12 protein-coding genes are annotated in these 15,617 nt (G+C 68.4%); 8 read left to right on the forward strand and 4 right to left on the reverse strand.

All coding sequences use genetic code 11. The features are described from left to right. Nucleotides 1–21: 21 nt before the first annotated feature. On the forward strand, nucleotides 22–1,452 hold the full coding sequence (locus VGP60_RS28175) for a hypothetical protein (protein WP_327551139.1): 1,431 nt from the start codon (nucleotides 22–24) through the stop codon (nucleotides 1,450–1,452). A 164-nt stretch (nucleotides 1,453–1,616) separates the two neighbouring features. Here the strand turns inward: VGP60_RS28175 and VGP60_RS28180 are convergent, their stop codons facing one another. Continuing rightward, nucleotides 1,617–2,729, reverse strand: a complete 1,113-nt coding sequence (locus VGP60_RS28180; protein ID WP_327551140.1) for an AI-2E family transporter — start codon at nucleotides 2,727–2,729, stop codon at nucleotides 1,617–1,619. A gap of 63 nt (nucleotides 2,730–2,792) precedes the next feature. Here VGP60_RS28180 and VGP60_RS28185 point away from each other — a divergent pair, with 63 nt between their 5' ends. Next, nucleotides 2,793–4,709 (forward strand): S9 family peptidase, encoded by a 1,917-nt coding sequence (locus tag VGP60_RS28185; RefSeq protein WP_327551141.1) that lies wholly within the window; start codon nucleotides 2,793–2,795, stop codon nucleotides 4,707–4,709. Here VGP60_RS28185 and VGP60_RS28190 read toward each other — a convergent pair. Both VGP60_RS28190 and VGP60_RS28195 read right to left on the reverse strand, forming a co-directional pair. Beyond that, complete coding sequence (locus tag VGP60_RS28190) at nucleotides 4,706–6,823, reverse strand: putative bifunctional diguanylate cyclase/phosphodiesterase (RefSeq protein WP_327551142.1); 2,118 nt, start codon at nucleotides 6,821–6,823, stop codon at nucleotides 4,706–4,708. The two genes, VGP60_RS28185 and VGP60_RS28190, sit on opposite strands and share 4 nt — an antisense overlap. Nucleotides 6,824–6,926: 103 nt before the next feature. Further along, entirely contained in the window at nucleotides 6,927–7,745 is an 819-nt protein-coding gene (locus VGP60_RS28195) for an SAM-dependent methyltransferase (RefSeq protein WP_327551143.1), read from the reverse strand. Nucleotides 7,746–7,945: 200 nt separating this feature from the next. On the opposite strand from VGP60_RS28195, the gene VGP60_RS28200 reads away from it, so the two are divergent. Continuing rightward, nucleotides 7,946–9,268, forward strand: coding sequence for a cytochrome P450 (locus VGP60_RS28200; protein WP_327551144.1), 1,323 nt, complete (start codon nucleotides 7,946–7,948; stop codon nucleotides 9,266–9,268). Nucleotides 9,269–9,284: 16 nt separating this feature from the next. After that, entirely contained in the window at nucleotides 9,285–10,298 is a 1,014-nt protein-coding gene (locus VGP60_RS28205; RefSeq protein WP_327551145.1) for an alpha/beta hydrolase, read from the forward strand. Between the two features lie 46 nt (nucleotides 10,299–10,344). Here the strand turns inward: VGP60_RS28205 and VGP60_RS28210 are convergent, their stop codons facing one another. Continuing rightward, nucleotides 10,345–11,580, reverse strand: coding sequence for an erythromycin esterase family protein (locus VGP60_RS28210; RefSeq protein ID WP_327551146.1), 1,236 nt, complete (start codon nucleotides 11,578–11,580; stop codon nucleotides 10,345–10,347). Between the two features lie 125 nt (nucleotides 11,581–11,705). Here VGP60_RS28210 and VGP60_RS28215 point away from each other — a divergent pair, with 125 nt between their 5' ends. From VGP60_RS28215 to VGP60_RS28230, 4 genes are all read left to right on the forward strand, one after another. Then, the gene (locus tag VGP60_RS28215) at nucleotides 11,706–12,404 is read left to right on the forward strand and encodes a TioE family transcriptional regulator (protein WP_327551147.1); all 699 of its coding nucleotides are present in this window, start codon (nucleotides 11,706–11,708) and stop codon (nucleotides 12,402–12,404) included. Nucleotides 12,405–12,490: 86 nt separating this feature from the next. After that, a complete protein-coding gene (locus VGP60_RS28220; protein WP_327551148.1) occupies nucleotides 12,491–14,143 on the forward strand; it encodes a sugar ABC transporter substrate-binding protein in 1,653 nt (550 codons plus the stop codon). Between the two features lie 234 nt (nucleotides 14,144–14,377). After that, nucleotides 14,378–15,025 (forward strand): MBL fold metallo-hydrolase, encoded by a 648-nt coding sequence (locus VGP60_RS28225; protein WP_327551149.1) that lies wholly within the window; start codon nucleotides 14,378–14,380, stop codon nucleotides 15,023–15,025. A gap of 46 nt (nucleotides 15,026–15,071) precedes the next feature. Continuing rightward, the gene (locus tag VGP60_RS28230) at nucleotides 15,072–15,602 is read left to right on the forward strand and encodes a GNAT family N-acetyltransferase (protein WP_327551150.1); all 531 of its coding nucleotides are present in this window, start codon (nucleotides 15,072–15,074) and stop codon (nucleotides 15,600–15,602) included. Nucleotides 15,603–15,617: the final 15 nt, after the last annotated feature.

Below are 15,617 nucleotides of genomic sequence, written 5' to 3' on the forward strand. Positions count from 1 at the left end.
CCAGGCCTTCCAGGAGGATATGTGAGCGAGCACGAAATCGGCGGCGGGAGCCTGCTCGCGGGCGCCGAGGAATCCCCGGTCGGCCTGCATTTCGCGGTGACGGACCGGTATCGCCCGTTCGACCTGATCGCTCCGCGGTTCGTGCAGTTCGACAGCGTCGTGACCCCTCGGCGCTCGGCCTTCGCCGGCACCCTGCTCACCACCGGCATCCGTCCCGTCGCGCCGTACGGCACGGTGACCGTCGAGGTACGGCGGCTCGACGACACGGCCGGGGTGACCGCGGGGCTGGCCGGCGACGCGGGCTCGGTGCTCGGTTTCTACGACGCCGCGACCGGGCGGGCAGGCATCGAGATCACCGTCGGCGGCGCGGCCACGGTGGTGAAATCCGTGCCGGCGGACCTGCCCGCGCCCTTCGGTTTCGCCTTGGTGGTCAACGAAAACGCCGTCACCGTGCTCGCCGACACCACCGGCACCGGGACCGGCTGGCAACCGCTGCTCACCGAACGGGACGGTGTGCGCGCGCTGATCGACCTCCGCGATCCCGTTGTGCTTGGGGAACTCGGTTACGCGTACGGCGGCCGGGGCACCGGATCGACGGTGCTCGGCCGGGTGCGGGCCGGGTACTTCGGCCAGGCCGGGATCCGCGACCCGCACGTGGTCCAGCACGCCGACGGCCGCCCGTACGTCAAGGACGGCAAGCTCTATCTGACGATGACCAACGCCGGGCTCGGCTTCTTCCAGCAGGCCCACTGGGCCGTGTGGACCCTCGACCTCGCCGATCCGTCGAAACTGGAACAGGTCGCGACCCTGTTCTTCCAGCGCGACGGCGTCGTGCTGGGCGATCACGCAGGGCAGATCGTGTACGACGACGAGCGGCGGCACTTCATCGTGGCGATGAGTTCATGGGGTGACTTCGACTTCGACGGCGTGCACGTCCGCCACACCACCACGCGCGCCGACGTGCTCTCAGGAGTACACGTGCTCGCCACCGAACGGCTCATGCTGCCCACCACCGTCAGCTCGTGGGACCCGTCGTTGACGAAGATCGACGGGCGGTGGCATGTCGGGTACGTCGAAAGCCCCGCCCAGCAACCGGCTTTCGTGTTCCACCCCGCCCTCGCCGCAGGCCCCCGGGGCGCCGACTACGACGAAAACCTCGAACTCGTCGGCGCCGACACCTCGCTCGACCAGACCGAGGGCACCATCCTGCAGAAGATCGACGGCAAGTGGTACCTGCTGGCCAGTGACGGCCATGCCCGCCACTACCCCGTCTACGACCTCTCGCTGCGCCGGCTCGGCGTCCTGGATGCCCCGTACGGCACCAACATCCCGCACCCGATGATCGTGCCGGTCGGCCGGGCCTGGTGGATGATCACCTTCGACAGCACGCAGTACGCCGAACCGGTGCTCGGCTACGGCGGCCACGGCGACTTCCTCCTCCTGAAGGCTTGACGCCGCCGGGGTCGTGACGACGAACCACGCGCCACGAGATGTCGACATCACGTGATACCCAGCGTCCGCAACTACCGCCATCTGTCGACAGATGGCGAAGGTCGTTCAGGGCATCCCACAGCACGGCCATGTTTGCCTTACCCACCAATAACCCCGCGAAACACTCACGAGGGAAGCTGGGTCGGAGAGTGCTCGGCGTCGTCGGGGTCCGGGGACGGGTCGGAGAGCTGCTCTCGCAGGTAGTTCCAGAGGACGGCGAGCAGCGCCGCGACGGGCACGGCGAGCAGGCTGCCCGCGATGCCGGCCAGGCTGCCGCCGAGCGTCACCGCCAACAGGATCACCGCGGCGTGCAGGCCGAGTCCGCGGCTCTGCAGCATGGGCTGCAGCACGTTTCCCTCGAGCTGCTGCACCACGATGATGATGGCCAGCACGATCAGCGCGTCGGTCAGGCCGTTCGACACCAGCGCGATGAGCACCGCGACGAACCCGGCGAACAGCGCACCCACGATCGGCACGAACGCCGCCACGAAAGTCAGCACCGCCAAGGGAAGCACCAGCGGCACGCCGACGATCCACAGGCCGACGCCGATGAAAACGGCGTCGAGCAGGCCCACGTACGCCTGGGACCGCACGAACGCGCCGAGGGTGTCCCAGCCGCGCGTGGCCACGACCGGGACGTCGACGGCGAGCCTGCCGGGGAGCTGCTTGGTCAGCCACGGCACGAACCGCGGGCCGTCCTTGAGGAAGAAGAACATCAGGAAGAGCGCGAGAACCGCGGTGACCACACCGTTGACCACGGTGCCCACCCCGGCGAGCGTCGCGTCGATGACGCTGCCGACGCTGTCCTGCAGGCGCGCGACAGCGGAGTCCAGGGCTTGCGTCACCTGGTCGTCACCGATGTTCAGCGGCGGCCCGGCGGCCCACGTCCGCAGCCGCTGGATCCCGTCGACCACGCCGTCGACGAGCTGACCGGACTGCGACGCCACCGGCACCGCGATCAGCACCACGATGCCCGCGGCGACCAGCAGGAACAGCACGGTCACCAGCGACGCCGCCAGCGCGGGCGGCCACCCGCGCCGCCGCAGGAACCGGGTCAACGGCCACGTCAACGTCGTGAGCAGCAGGGCGACCACGAGCGGCCAGACCACGGACCACATCTGGCCCACAATCCACAGCGCCACCCCGGTTCCCACCAACAGCAGCAGCATCTGCAGGGAAACGCGCGCCGACGTACGGAGCGCGGCCCTGGTCTTAGTGGAACTCAGCGTCGCTGGCATGGCACCACCCTAGAGATCCGGACGCCGACTGACAGGATGGGCCCGGGCGACGAACGGAGCACTGTGGACGACGTGGTGAATGCGGAACTCGTGGCCGACAGCTGTGTACCGGCCGATCCGGTGCTGTCGCCGGACGGCCGGTGGGTGGCTTTCGTGGTCGCCGCGGTCGGCCGGGCGGGCGAGTTCCCGGTCAGTACTTTGTGGATCTCGGCGGTCGACGGAAGCGCGCCGGCGAGGAAACTCACGGTGGGCTCGGCGGAGGACTCGGCTCCGCGCTGGGCGCCGGACTCGGAGTCGATCTTCTTCCTGTCGGATCGGGCGGAGCGTGGAACCGTGCAGCTGCACCGGATCCGGGTCGCCGGGGGTGAAGCCGAAGCCCTCACGAAGTGGAAGAGCGGGATCAGCGATCATCTTCCGCTGGCGGACCCCGAGCTGGTCGCGATCGTCGCCCCGGACGAGCCGACGGACGAGGACGAGCGCCGGGCGAACGAGAAGGACGACGCCTGGGTGTGGGGCGAGCGGGTGCGTCCGTCCCGGCTGCGGCTACTGGATCTCGGGACAGGCGAGATCCGGACGCCGGCAGCCTTCGGCGACCGGCACGTGGTCGAGCTGGCCCAACGGCCCGACGACGGCCCGCTGGCGGCGCTCACCTGGGCGACGCCGGAGGTGAATCTGGGCCCGATCGAGCCGCGGCTTCACCTCTTCGACCCGGAAAGCGGTGCGACGCGGGACCTCGGGCCGGCCGGCGTGGAAGCGTGTTCGCTCGCCTGGTGGCACGCCGCAGGCGGTTGGCATTTGGCGTACTTGGCCGTGACGCCGCCCGGATTGGTCGGCGGTTACGCGGTCTTCGACGTCACCCTGTCGACGGGTGAGCATCGCAACCTGACGGCCGGGATGAACATCTGCCCTACCGAGCTCGTCCAGGTCGGTTCCGGGGTGCCGCTGGCGCTGTTCGCCGACGGCCTCGACACCGCGGTCCACCGGCTCGACCCGGCGGCGCTCCGGTTCGGGGAAGTGTTGTGCGTCAAGGGTTTCGCGAAGTCCTTGACGGTGAGCCGGCGCGGTGACGTCGTCGCGGCCGTCATGAGCACGTGCCACGAACCCAAGGACGTCCACGCCGGATCCCTGCCGGGGCCGCTGACCCGGGTCAGCGACACCAGCCCGGAACTGCGCGGAATCCGGTGGGGCGTCCAGGAACGCCTGTCCTACCGGGCATCCGACGGACTGGCGCTGGACGGTCTCCTGATCCTGCCCGCGGGCAAGTCCCGCGAGGACGGCCCGTTCCCGCTCGTCACGCTGGTCCACGGCGGCCCGGACGACCGGTACGCCGATCAGCTCATGCTCGGCTGGTATCCCTCCGGGCAGTGGCTGGCGACAGCGGGCTACGCGGTGTTCCTGCCGAACCCCCGCGGCGGTCTGGGGCACGGGCACGCGTTCGCCGTGAGTGTCGCCGGCGCGGTCGGCACGGACGAGTGGACCGACCTGCTCACCGGGATCGACCTGCTGATCGAAGACGGCGTCGCCGACGCCGATCGGCTGGGCATCGGCGGCTGGAGCCACGGCGGTTTCGTGGCGGCGTGGGCGGTCGGGCAGACAGACCGGTTCAAAGCCGCGCTCATGGGGGCGGGCATCAGCGACTGGGGAATGCTTGCCGCGGCAGGCGAACTGGGACCGTTCGAGGCCGCGCTCGGGGGAAGCACCGGCTGGGAGGGCACGGGTCCGCACCGGCACGACACGCTCAGCCCGATCTCGTTCGCGTCGAAGATCCGCACCCCCGTGCTGATCGTGCACGGCGAGTGCGACACCAACGTCCCGGTCTCCCAGGCGGAGTTCTTCCACCGCGCGCTTCGCCGATTCGGCGTCGAGCACGAGTACGTCGTCTATCCGCGGGAGAACCACCCAATCCGGGAGCGCAACCACCAGCTCGATCTGCTCCGCCGCACCCGCGCGTGGTTCGACCGGTGGCTGGGCGCGACCTAGGCCAAGATGTCGGCGGGCGGGCCCGCGGTGCCGAAGTACTCGCCGGTGGCCAGGCCCGCACCCGCCTTACGCCACCAGTTCGCCTGGTCCTCGGTGTCGATGCCGTCGACGATGACCGTCGCGCCGGCCTGCCGGATCCGCGGCATCAGCGTGCCGACGTACGCCGGGTCCGTGCTGGCGAGACGCTCGGTGAGACCACGGGCGACGCGGACGAATCGCACATGGAGGTCTTCGATCGCCGCGACGTCTCCCGGTCCGAGGCCGAAGTCGTCGATGACCGTGCGGACGCCCATGTCGGAGAGCACGATGAGGTTGTCGGCGGCCACGGCCATCGGGAGCACCGCCACAGGCATGCCGACCATGAGCTGTCCGGGCCGCAGGCCGGTGTCTTCGAGTACGCGCACCAGGCGCGAGACCAGATCCGCGTCGGCGGACTGGTGCGGGGTGAGGCCGATCGAGACCGGATGATCGAAGCCGGACTGCTGATGCCACCACTGCGCCTGCCCAGCCGAGACCCGGAGCAGCCATTCGCCGAGCGACAGGATCAGGCCGGTCTGCTCGGCCAGCTCGATGCACCGGCTGTGCGGCAGTACTTCGCCGTCCGGGCGATCCCAGCGCAGCAGCGCTTCCATGCCCGCGACAGGGTTGCCGTCGGAGCCGAGGTCGACCATCGGCCGGTAGTGCACCCCGATCTCGCCGCGCTCCCACGCGCCGGCCATGCTGACGGCGAGCAGCTGGACACGCCGGTCCTCGACGTCCTCGTCGGGGTGGAACAGTTCCCACTGTCCCCGGCGGCCCGCCTTGGCGCGGCGCAGGGTCAGGTCCGCGGCGCGCAGCAACTCGGCCGGATCGAAGTCCCGCGGCGGCCGGTGCACCACACCGATACTCGCCGAAACGGCCACCCCGTGACCGTCCACATAGAACGGTTCGGCGAGTTCCTCGTTGATCTTGGCGGCGGTGGCGGCGACGTCCGGGGTGGTCGCGGAATTCTCGACCACGATCGCGAACTCGTCGCCGTCGAACCGCGCGATCATGGCCTTTTCCTGAGCCACGACGGTCTTCAGCCGACCGGCGACGTGTACCAGCAGCTGTTCACCGGCACGCCTGCCGAGACTGTTGCAGACCATGGCGAACCCGTCGAGGGCGAGGTGGAACAGGGTGATGCCGCGCGTCGAGTCGGCGCGCCGGAGCACGCTCTCCAGGTGCGTGCCGAAGAACTGCCGGTTCGGCAGGCCGGTCGTCACGTCGTGCAGTGCCTGCCGGTGCAGTTCTCCTTGCAGCAGCATGAGTTCGGTACCGTCCTCGGCGACCAGGAAGAAGTGGCTCGGAGCGTCGTCGGCGCCGCGCAGCAGGGACGCGGTCAGCGAGATCCGCGCGATGTCGCCGTCGGCCCGGCGAAGCCGCTGCAGCTGCCGGAACCGGTCCATCGTGCCTTCGAGCACACTGGCCATCCCGTCGCGCAGGAGCTGCACCGAATCCGGGTGCACGAGGTCGAAAACGCTGGCTCCGGTCAGCTCCGCCGCGGAGATGCCGAGCATCTCGGCGAGCGCGGTGTTGGCCCGTTCGAGCCGCCCGTCGAGATCGATGATCATGATGCCGCTCGCCGAGGAGGTGGCGACCTCGTCGAAGCGCGCCTCGCTCTGCTTGAGGTTCCAGTTGGCGTCGCGGACCGCCTTGAGCAGGGACAGGTGCAGGCTTTCCTGCTGGCGCAGCACAATGCGCTGACTCCCGGCGAGGAATCCGCACGCCAGCGCGCTCAACACGGCCACGATCGGCTCGGCGAACCTTTCGACCGGCCGGAACTCGGGCAGGGACAGCAGGCCCTTTCCGAGCACGTCCAGGGTGCAGCGCAGACCCGGCTCGCCGACATAGCCGAGCGTGACCAGCTTATCCCCCACCTGCTCGACCGCCACCGCGTCGAAGGTCCCGGCCAGCAGCGCTTCGCAGATCACTTCGAGCTGCTCGCGCAATTCCTGATCGAGTTCTTCCCGGTTGAGCGGGATGACAACAACGCCACTGAGCAGATACGTCCATTTTCGCGCGAGTAAAGCCCTCCCGCGGGCGCCGTCCGGCGAAGGCGGGGTGGCGTCCGGTCTCTGACTGGGATTCGGCATCCACGTTAACCCTGCTGTGATTTGAGATTGCGCGGAAGTGTACCTAATCCGACCTCGGTATACGTTCGGCTGACGGCGTGAAATCGCGTCACCCGATCGACGCCTACGGCTTACAGCCGACACCGGCGTAAACGAGCATGTTCATTTCGGGTTCGTCCGCGATGTCCCCGGGCCCGCGTGGCCGCCATTCGCCGCAGCCGACAAGACCGGGTTCGACGAGTTCGAAACCGTCGAACAAGCCGGTGACCTGCGCATGGGTGCGCAAATTGACCTGGTCGGGACTTTTGCTCCGCTTGATCACGTCAGTGGCCTCGGTGAGGTTTTCCCCTTGGTGATCACCGGTGACATGCGTCATCGCGAAAAGGCTTCCACTCGGCAGCGCGTCGCGGTACCGAGCCATCAGCCCCGGCGGGTCGGACTCGTCCGGGATCCAGTGCAGCATCAGCAACATCAGCAAGCCGATCGGCTCGTCGAAGTTCAGCAGCCGCTTCACCTGCGGACTTCCGATGATGCCTTCGGGGTCCCGCATATCGGCGTGGACGACCGCCGCCAGGTCGTTGTCGGCCAACATGAGTTCACTGTGCGCGACCGCCACCGGATCGCGATCCACGTACACCACGCGGCATTCCGGATACGCGTCCTGCGCGACCTCGTGCACGTTGGACACCGTCGGAATACCCGAACCGATATCGAGGAATTGACGGATTCCATTGTCAGTCATGTATCGGACCGCGCGTCCGAGAAAGGCGCGATTCACCCTCGCCGCATGTCCCAGCCCTGGCATCGCCTTGCTGATCTGGGCTCCCACCTCGCGGTCCACCGCGAAATTGTGCCCACCGCCGAGCATGTAGTCGTACGTGCGCGCCATGCTGGGCACGGATGTATCCACGCTCGGCGGTACCCAGTCCTGCCGTGCAGTCATGACGCACACCTCATTCGTTGGCGGAAGCGGACAATACTAGCCACACCTTCGAGCGGCCCAATTCCGCCATCCGCGTGACCGCCATTTGCCCATGTCCACCCGTTCGGGGGTCCTTCCGCACCCGAACGGACGTTGTCGTCATCCCCGAATGACGCCACTGTGGGCCTTCCCCTTTCTTCGGTCCTCTCAAGGAGCACCACATGGCCGTACCGGTGGCCCCGAGCCGCTGGCCTTTGCTCGGTCATACACCGTCGATGCTGCGGCGGCGGTTCGCGTTCACCGATTCACTGCGCGAGCACGGTGAAATCGTCCGAGTCGATCTCGGCCCGATGCCGACCTTCTTCGTGACCAACCCGGAATTGACCCATCGCGTGCTGGTCACCGAGGGTGCCAGTTTCCGCAAGGGCGCGATGTTCGACAAATTCCGACCGTATCTCGGAAATGGTTTAGTGCTTTCGAACGGGCCCTTTCACCGGAGCCAGCGGCGGTTGATCCAGCCCGCCTTCCATCGCGACCGCATCGCGCGGTACGCGGAAACCATGGTGCGGGCGGCGACCGAGCTGACCGGATCCTGGCAGCCGGGCGAAATCCGCGAGATCGACAAGGACATGCAGGGGCTCGCGGTGACGGTCGTCGGCGAGGCGCTGTTCTCCACCGAAATGGGGAAACGCGCGATCGACGAAGTGCGCCGGTCGATCTTCGTGGTGATCAAACAGGGCATGATCCGCGCGCTTTCGCCGTCGTTCGTGGAAAAGCTGCCGGTGCCGGGCAACCGCGCGTTCGACGGCGCCATCGAGCGGATGCGGGCCATCGTGCTGGAGGTGATCGAGAGCTGGCGAACCGACGGCGTCGACCACGGCGACGTGCTGTCGATGTTGTTGCTGGCGCAGGACGAGGACACCGGCGCCACGATGACCGACCAGCAGACCTACGACGAGGTCCTCACCCTGCTCACCGCCGGGATCGAGACCACCGCGCTCGCGCTGTCCTGGATCTTCCACGAGATCGCCCGCAATCCCGAGGTGGCACAACGGCTTTACGCCGAGATCGACACCGTGCTCGCCGGGCGCCCGGTCGGTGTCGCGGACGTCCCGAAGCTGACCTACACCCTGCAGGTGGTCAACGAGGTCCTGCGGATGTACCCGATCTGGATCCTGATGCGCCGGGCCACCGCCGACGTGGAACTCGGCGGGGAACACATCCCGGCGGGCACCGAAGTGATCATCAGCCCGCACGCGCTGCACTTCGATCCCCGTTCCTACCCGGATCCGGGCCGTTTCGATCCGGATCGCTGGGATCCCGGCCGAGCCGGGGACCTGCCGAAAGGCGCGTTCATCCCGTTCGGCGCGGGCACCCGGCAGTGTGTCGGTAATGTCTTCGCCCAAACCGAGATCATCATCACGGTGGCCACCGTGCTCACGAACTGGCGGCTCGTTCCCGTTCCGGAGCAACCGGTTCGCGTCAAGTTCACCTCGGCCGCCTATCCCAGCCGTCTGCCGATGACAGCGGTTCCCCGTACCTGACCGGAGGTTCTTCTCCTTGCGTTCGCCCCGTTTCCGCCGTCTGTGTGCCACCGCGCTGCTCGCCGCGGGAGCCTGTCTCCTGCCCGTCTCCAGCACCGCGACGGCCGCGCCGGTTTCCTGCCAGGACCTTCGAGTCCCCGTCACGCTCGCCGGCACGCCGCAGACCATGTACGGCAAGCTGTGCGTGCCCGACGGCGCGAAGACCGTCCAGGTCCTGATCCCCGGCGGCACCTACAACAGCTCGTACTGGGACATCGCGTACGGCGGGGGCACCCGCTCGTACCGGCTCGGGATGAACAAGGCCGGGATCGCCACCCTCGCCGTCGATCGGCTCGGCACCGGGAAGAGCTCGAAGCCGCTGAGCGCGCTGGTGACCGCGACCGCGCAGGCGACCGCGGTGCACCAGGTGATCCAGACCCTGCGGCCGCGGTTCGCCAAGGTGATCGTCGGCGGGCATTCCATCGGTTCAGCGATGGCGCTGATCGAAGCCGGCCTCTACCACGACGTCGACGCCGTGCTGGTCACCGGCCTCACCCACAAAATGAACGTGGTGACCGTCGCGCCGGTACTGGCGAACATGATCCCCGCGCCGCTCGACCCGCAGCTCGCGAGCCGGGGCCTCGACCTCGGTTACCTGACCACGAGGGCCGGGACGAGGTACACCGCGTTCCACGAGCCGGGCCCGAACGTCCCCGGCGCCATCGCCGAAGACGAGTCCACAAAGGACGTTTTCGCCGCCACCGAAGCGGTGGACACCCTGCTGCTGACGAACGTCGTCATCCCGTTCACGAAGCTGATCACCGTGCCGGTGCTGATGGTCGAGGGCAACGACCACCACTACTGCGGGCCGCCACTCGGCGCCGACTGCGCGACGGCGGACGCGCTGCGCATCGCGGAGCAGCCGTTCTACTCGCCGTCGGCGCCGCTGAGCACGTTCATCCTCGACGGCTACGGCCACGCGATCAACTACGCGCCGAACGCCTCGGTCTTCCACCAGGCCATCGCCACCTGGACCAAATCCCTCAGCTGAGACTTCACGCTGCGCGCCGGCCCGCCATCTGTCGACAGATGGCGGGTCAGGGGGCGGGGATGTGTTTGAGGAAGACGACGCCGTCGGTGTTCTCGAGGTGCTCGGGGTCAAACGGGATGTAGCGGTAGTCGATGTCGGTGCGCACGAGCAGCTTGGTTTCGTGAAGGGCGGTGGCCAGCCCTGCCGAATCAAGGACGTAACGGTTCTGCGGCAACGTATGCAGGACGCCTTCAAGAGTGTCCGACGGAGGAACGCCGATCCCCATTTCGGGTACCTCGCCCATTGCCATGGCGACGAACGCGTACTCCTCACCCAGCCGGGTTCCGGCGATCGCTCCGGCACTCCACCATTCCAGCGCTATGTCCCCCATCTGCCACCTGCCCTTGTCACGTTGGAGATGACCGTTGTGAGCGAACGCCAACGTGGGCCCCCGGTGCGCCTCGCGCTCCAGGATGGCGAAGAGGTTGTCCGCCATCATCGCGTCCCGCTCGCCCATGAGCCGCCCGACGCGGCTCGCGGAGGTATCGGCCATCCAGGTGTGGTAGCGCAGCAACCCGGCCGCGGTGCGCCCGTGGAGACTCGCCCGCCACCACTCGTCTCGCGAGGTCGCCGACACGAGGTGCGGGGCCTGCGCGGTGAGCAGGGCGTGCAAATCGTCCGCGATCAGGCGCAAGGTCTTCACCTCGTCGGCCGCGCCCACCGACTGCGCGGGATCCATGGCCGCGTCGGGGTTGGTCCACTGTGCCTCGTCACCGAGCAGCAGCGCGATGTCGCCCGAGGGGAGCAGACCGCTGTCGACGTGGGTGGCGAGGTAGTCGTGCAGCGCGAGGAGGGCGGGTCCCGGGCTGGCGGCGGCGGTGATCTCCAGCGGGCCGTCGAACCCGAAGAACCGCACCTGGTCCGCCTCGGCACGGTCCCGGTTGTATTCCCGCAGCCAGCCGACGAGCTCGCGGTTCGCCGCCGACTCGCCGAAGCCGTGGCTGAATCCGTGACGCATCACGTCGTCGAGCGACCCGGCGCCCTCGGTCACGAACCTGTCGACACGCAAGCCCAGCAGGCAGTCGCTCTCGATGGCGATGGACCGGTAGCCCTCGTGCTCGACGAGATGCCGGAACAGCGCGTTTCGCAGCTGCGGCAACGCTTCCAGGCCGTGCGTAGGTTCGCCGAAGCCGAGCAAGCGCGGCTTTCTCGGGAAGGATTCGAGGAGTTTCGTGAAGGCGGTGCCGATGTTTTCCCCGGTGAAGGGCAATCCGGTCTCGTCGAGCGGAGGGTGGATAGCCATGAAGATTCCCGTTCTGGTTGACGTCCGGTGTGATGCCCTCAACTCTATCGTTGAACCGCCCATTTAAACTTTCCCCGAAACCACCTGAAGAACAGAGAAAAACCTTAAACCATCAAGGAGGGCCGATGCGGCCGATCGACCTGGCGCGCGGGCACGGTCTGTCCTCCCAGGCGGTGCGCAACTACGAAGAGGAGGGCATCCTCCCGCCCGCCGAGCGCACACCCCACGGTTACCGGGTTTACACCCACCTCCACGAACAAGCACTGCGCACCTTCGTCGCCCTGATCCCGGGACACGGGCACTCGACGGCCACGGCGATCCTGCGAGCGGTCAACGAAGGCGCCCTCGACGAGGCGCTCGCGCTGGTCGACGAAAGCCACGTCCAACTCCTCAAAGACCGGCAAACCCTCACCGCGGTAGAGAAAGCCCTCCACGCGCTGGCACCCACAGAGCGGTCCCCGGCCGGGCGGATGTTCGTCGGCCCGCTCGCCCGGCAGCTGCGAATCCGGCCCGCGACGCTGCGTAAATGGGAGCTGGCCGGGCTGCTCCATCCCGAACGCGACCGCGAGACCGGCTACCGCGTCTACACCGCCGACGACGTCCGGGACGCCCATCTCGCTCACCAACTCCGGCGCGGCGGATACCTGCTCGGCCAGATCGCCCCGCTGCTCGCCCAGGTCCGCGCGGCCGGCGGTGTCGAGCCGCTCAACGCCACGTTGGGCGAGTGGCGCACCCGGCTCACCAGGCGCGGCCGCGCCATGCTCACGGGTGCGGCCGAACTCGACACCTATCTGAGGGACTTTCCCCAGAGCCAGGCCGTGTAACACCGGCAGCGCACCGGGCGACTTGACCTCGTGGCGGGATCCGGTGCCGGACCGGAGGTCCCCCTTTCACAGACGAGGTGTGCGCAGTGCCGTTGGCTGCCGGGTGGAGCGACGTACCAAGCTGGCTACAGGGATTCGGCTCCCTCCTCGCGTTGGGGTTCGCGGCGGTCGCGGTGGTGGTCACGCGCCGCACGTACCAGATCGAGTCCGATCGCGACCGGGTCAACGCGGAGGCCAGGGCCGTCCAGGAGGCGTTCGCGCGCCGGGCGCAGGCCGCGCTGGTTTCGGCGTGGTGGGGCGAGTCGCCGGACGGGCGCTGGGGCGCGTTCGTGCGCAACGCGTCGGAAACACCGGTCTACCAGGCGTATCTGACCGTGCCGGCGGCCGGCGAGAGGTCCGAGGGCACCAAGGTCAACTACGTGGTCGTGCCGCCGTCGGGCAAGCCGCAGTTCTACCCGGTCGACGAGGAGCAGCCGTCGCGACGCGGAGCGAGCCGGCGGGTGACGCTGAGTTTCACCGACGCGGCCGGCGTGCGCTGGCTGCGCAACCAGTACGGCAGGCTGACCGAGCTGGAGCCGAACCTGCGGATCAAGGCCGACTCGACCAGGTCCGCCGCGCTCGGGCGGTTCCACGACGACTTCCTGGCGACTTACGGCGTCAACGCCACCTTCGAGACGGAAGCCGCCGAGCATCCGCAGGAACGGTTCGTCTCCGATCCGCAGTCCGAGTCCGTGGCCGACGCGCTGATCTGCCCGCACGACTGGATCGGCGACCTGATCGCCCGTGACGTCATCGAGCCGACAGTGCTCTCCGCGGAACACCAGAAGGGCTTCCCCGAGTGGGCGCTGTCCGCACTCACCGTGAACGGCCGCCTGTACGGCCTGCCGACCAGCGTCGACACGGTCGCCTTGCTGCGCAACACCGATCTCGCGCCACGCCAGCCCATGACGTTCGACGAACTCGTGGCCACCGGCAAGATCCTGCGGGATTCCGGGCGCGTGAGCGACGTCTTCACGCTGCGCGTCGGCGAGACCGGTGATCCGTTCCAGATCTGGCCGCTGTTCACGAGCGCGGGTGGCTGGCTGTTCGGCCGCACCCCCGAGGGCGAGTGGGACACGTCGAACATCGGGCTGGCGACCCCGGAATCCATCGCCGCGTTCGAGCTGCTGCAGGCGCTCGGCGAGTCGGGCGCGGGAATCCTGCGCCGGTCGATGGACCGGACCGAGGCGATCGAGCTGTTCGCGACCGGCCGCAGCCCGTACCTGATCAGCAGTTCCGACGCGCTGGAGCGGGTGCGGGAGACCGGGATCCCGGTGGCCGTCAGCGCGGTGCCGCCGTTCGCCGGTGGCGCGCCGGTCTCGGCGTTCACCCTCGTGCACGGGCTCGTCATGGGCAAGCACGGCGCCAACAAGATCATCGCGCACGACCTGTTCGCCGACTACATCACGCATGACGACGTGATGGAGGCGCTCTCGGACGGCATCGTCGCGCCCGTCGCCGCCCACGGCACGGTGTCCGAGGACGGCGCGCTGCGGCAATTCGCGGCACTTTGCGAAGGGGGAACCCCGATGCCGTCGTTCCCGCAGATGGACGCGACCTGGCGGATCCTGGAACGGGCCGAGGTCGCGGTCATCGCGGGAGAGGACGCCGAAGCCACCGCGAAGCAGGCGGCCGCCGAACTGGCCGCGCTCTTCGTGGCCGAGGAAGGAACTCGGCACGGCAGATCCGTGGTGATGTGACGCCGTCGTCTGCACGCTCGGCGATTTCGACGCACTCATCGCCGATGCCCCCGCGTTGCCGGGAACCGCTTATCTGTACCAGGGCGAAGAACTCGGTCTTCCCGAGGATTTCTCCATCCCCGCCGACCGGCGCGACGATCCGACCTGCCACCGCACCCAGGGCTCGTCCTAGGTGTCGCTATTTGAGACCTCCACGTCCCGGCCGCCCTGCGAGCCTGTGACGGTCGTGAGGGGGTGAGCACCTTGGCCGAGGTGGAGCTGACGGTGACCGCGGGCAACTACCGGTTCGACGGCGTCTCGTTCGCCGTCGACACCAACATCTGGCTGATCGGCGACGAAAACGAGGTGCTCGTCGTCGACGCCGGATTCGACGTGAGCGCGATCCTCGCCGCCGTGGACGGCCGGGAGGTCGTGGGCATCGCCTGCACCCATGCCCACAACGACCACAGCGACGCCGCCCTGGAGCTCTCCGACCGGACCGGCGCGCCCGTCCTGCTGCATCCCGCCGACGCGAGGCTCTGGGCCAAGGTCAACCCGACTCGGCGTCCGGACGCCGAACTCGCCGACAGGCAGGTATTGACGGTGGCAGGCACCTCGGTCGTCGTGCTCCATACGCCCGGGCACACCGCCGGTTCGGTCAGCTTCCACCTGCCCGACGAAAGCCTGCTGTTCAGCGGCGACACCCTGCTCGCCGGCGGTGTGGGCGCGACCGGCGACATCTGGTCCAGCACCTCGACCCTGCTCGACTCGATCCGCCGGTTGGATCTCCCCGATGAGACCGTCGTCCATCCCGGCCACGGCTACGACACCGACCTCGGCACCGAACGCGCGCGACTGCGAGATGTCGACATCTCGTACCGGGAAAAGTCCCGCAAGTGGTGAAGGTCCAAGGCTTTGGCGAGCCGGATCCGAGGGTAGCGTCGTCGGTATGGACTCGCCGCTGATCACCGACAGACTCGTCATCCGTGACTGGTCGATCGACGATGCCGAAGCCGCGCAACAGATCTACGGCTCGGCGGAGGTCACGCACTGGCTAACCCCGGCGATGGACCGGATCAACGACCTCGCCGCGATGCGCTCGGTGCTGGGGGCCTGGCAGGAAGCCCAGCCCAACCTGCTGACCCCGCGCGGACGGTGGGCCGTCGAGCGGCGGGACACCGGCGAGGTGGTCGGCGGCCTCGGGATCCGGCTGCTGCCGCCCTACGAGGAAGACCTCGAACTGAGCTGGCAGCTGCACCCCGAAGCCTGGGGTCAGGGCTACGCCACCGAGGCCAGCCAGGCGCTCATCAAATGGGCGTTCACCCAGGACGCGGACGAGCTGTTCGCCGTCGCCCGGCCCAATAACGTCCGGGCTGTCGCCACGGCCAAAAGGCTTGGCATGCAATGGGTCGGCGAGACGACGAAGTACTACGACCTCCGGCTGCAGGTCTTCCGCATCCGCCACAGCGACATAGCCTGACACCCCGCGACCACC

The organism is Amycolatopsis sp. (assembly GCF_036008905.1).
Taxonomy (GTDB): domain Bacteria; phylum Actinomycetota; class Actinomycetes; order Mycobacteriales; family Pseudonocardiaceae; genus Amycolatopsis.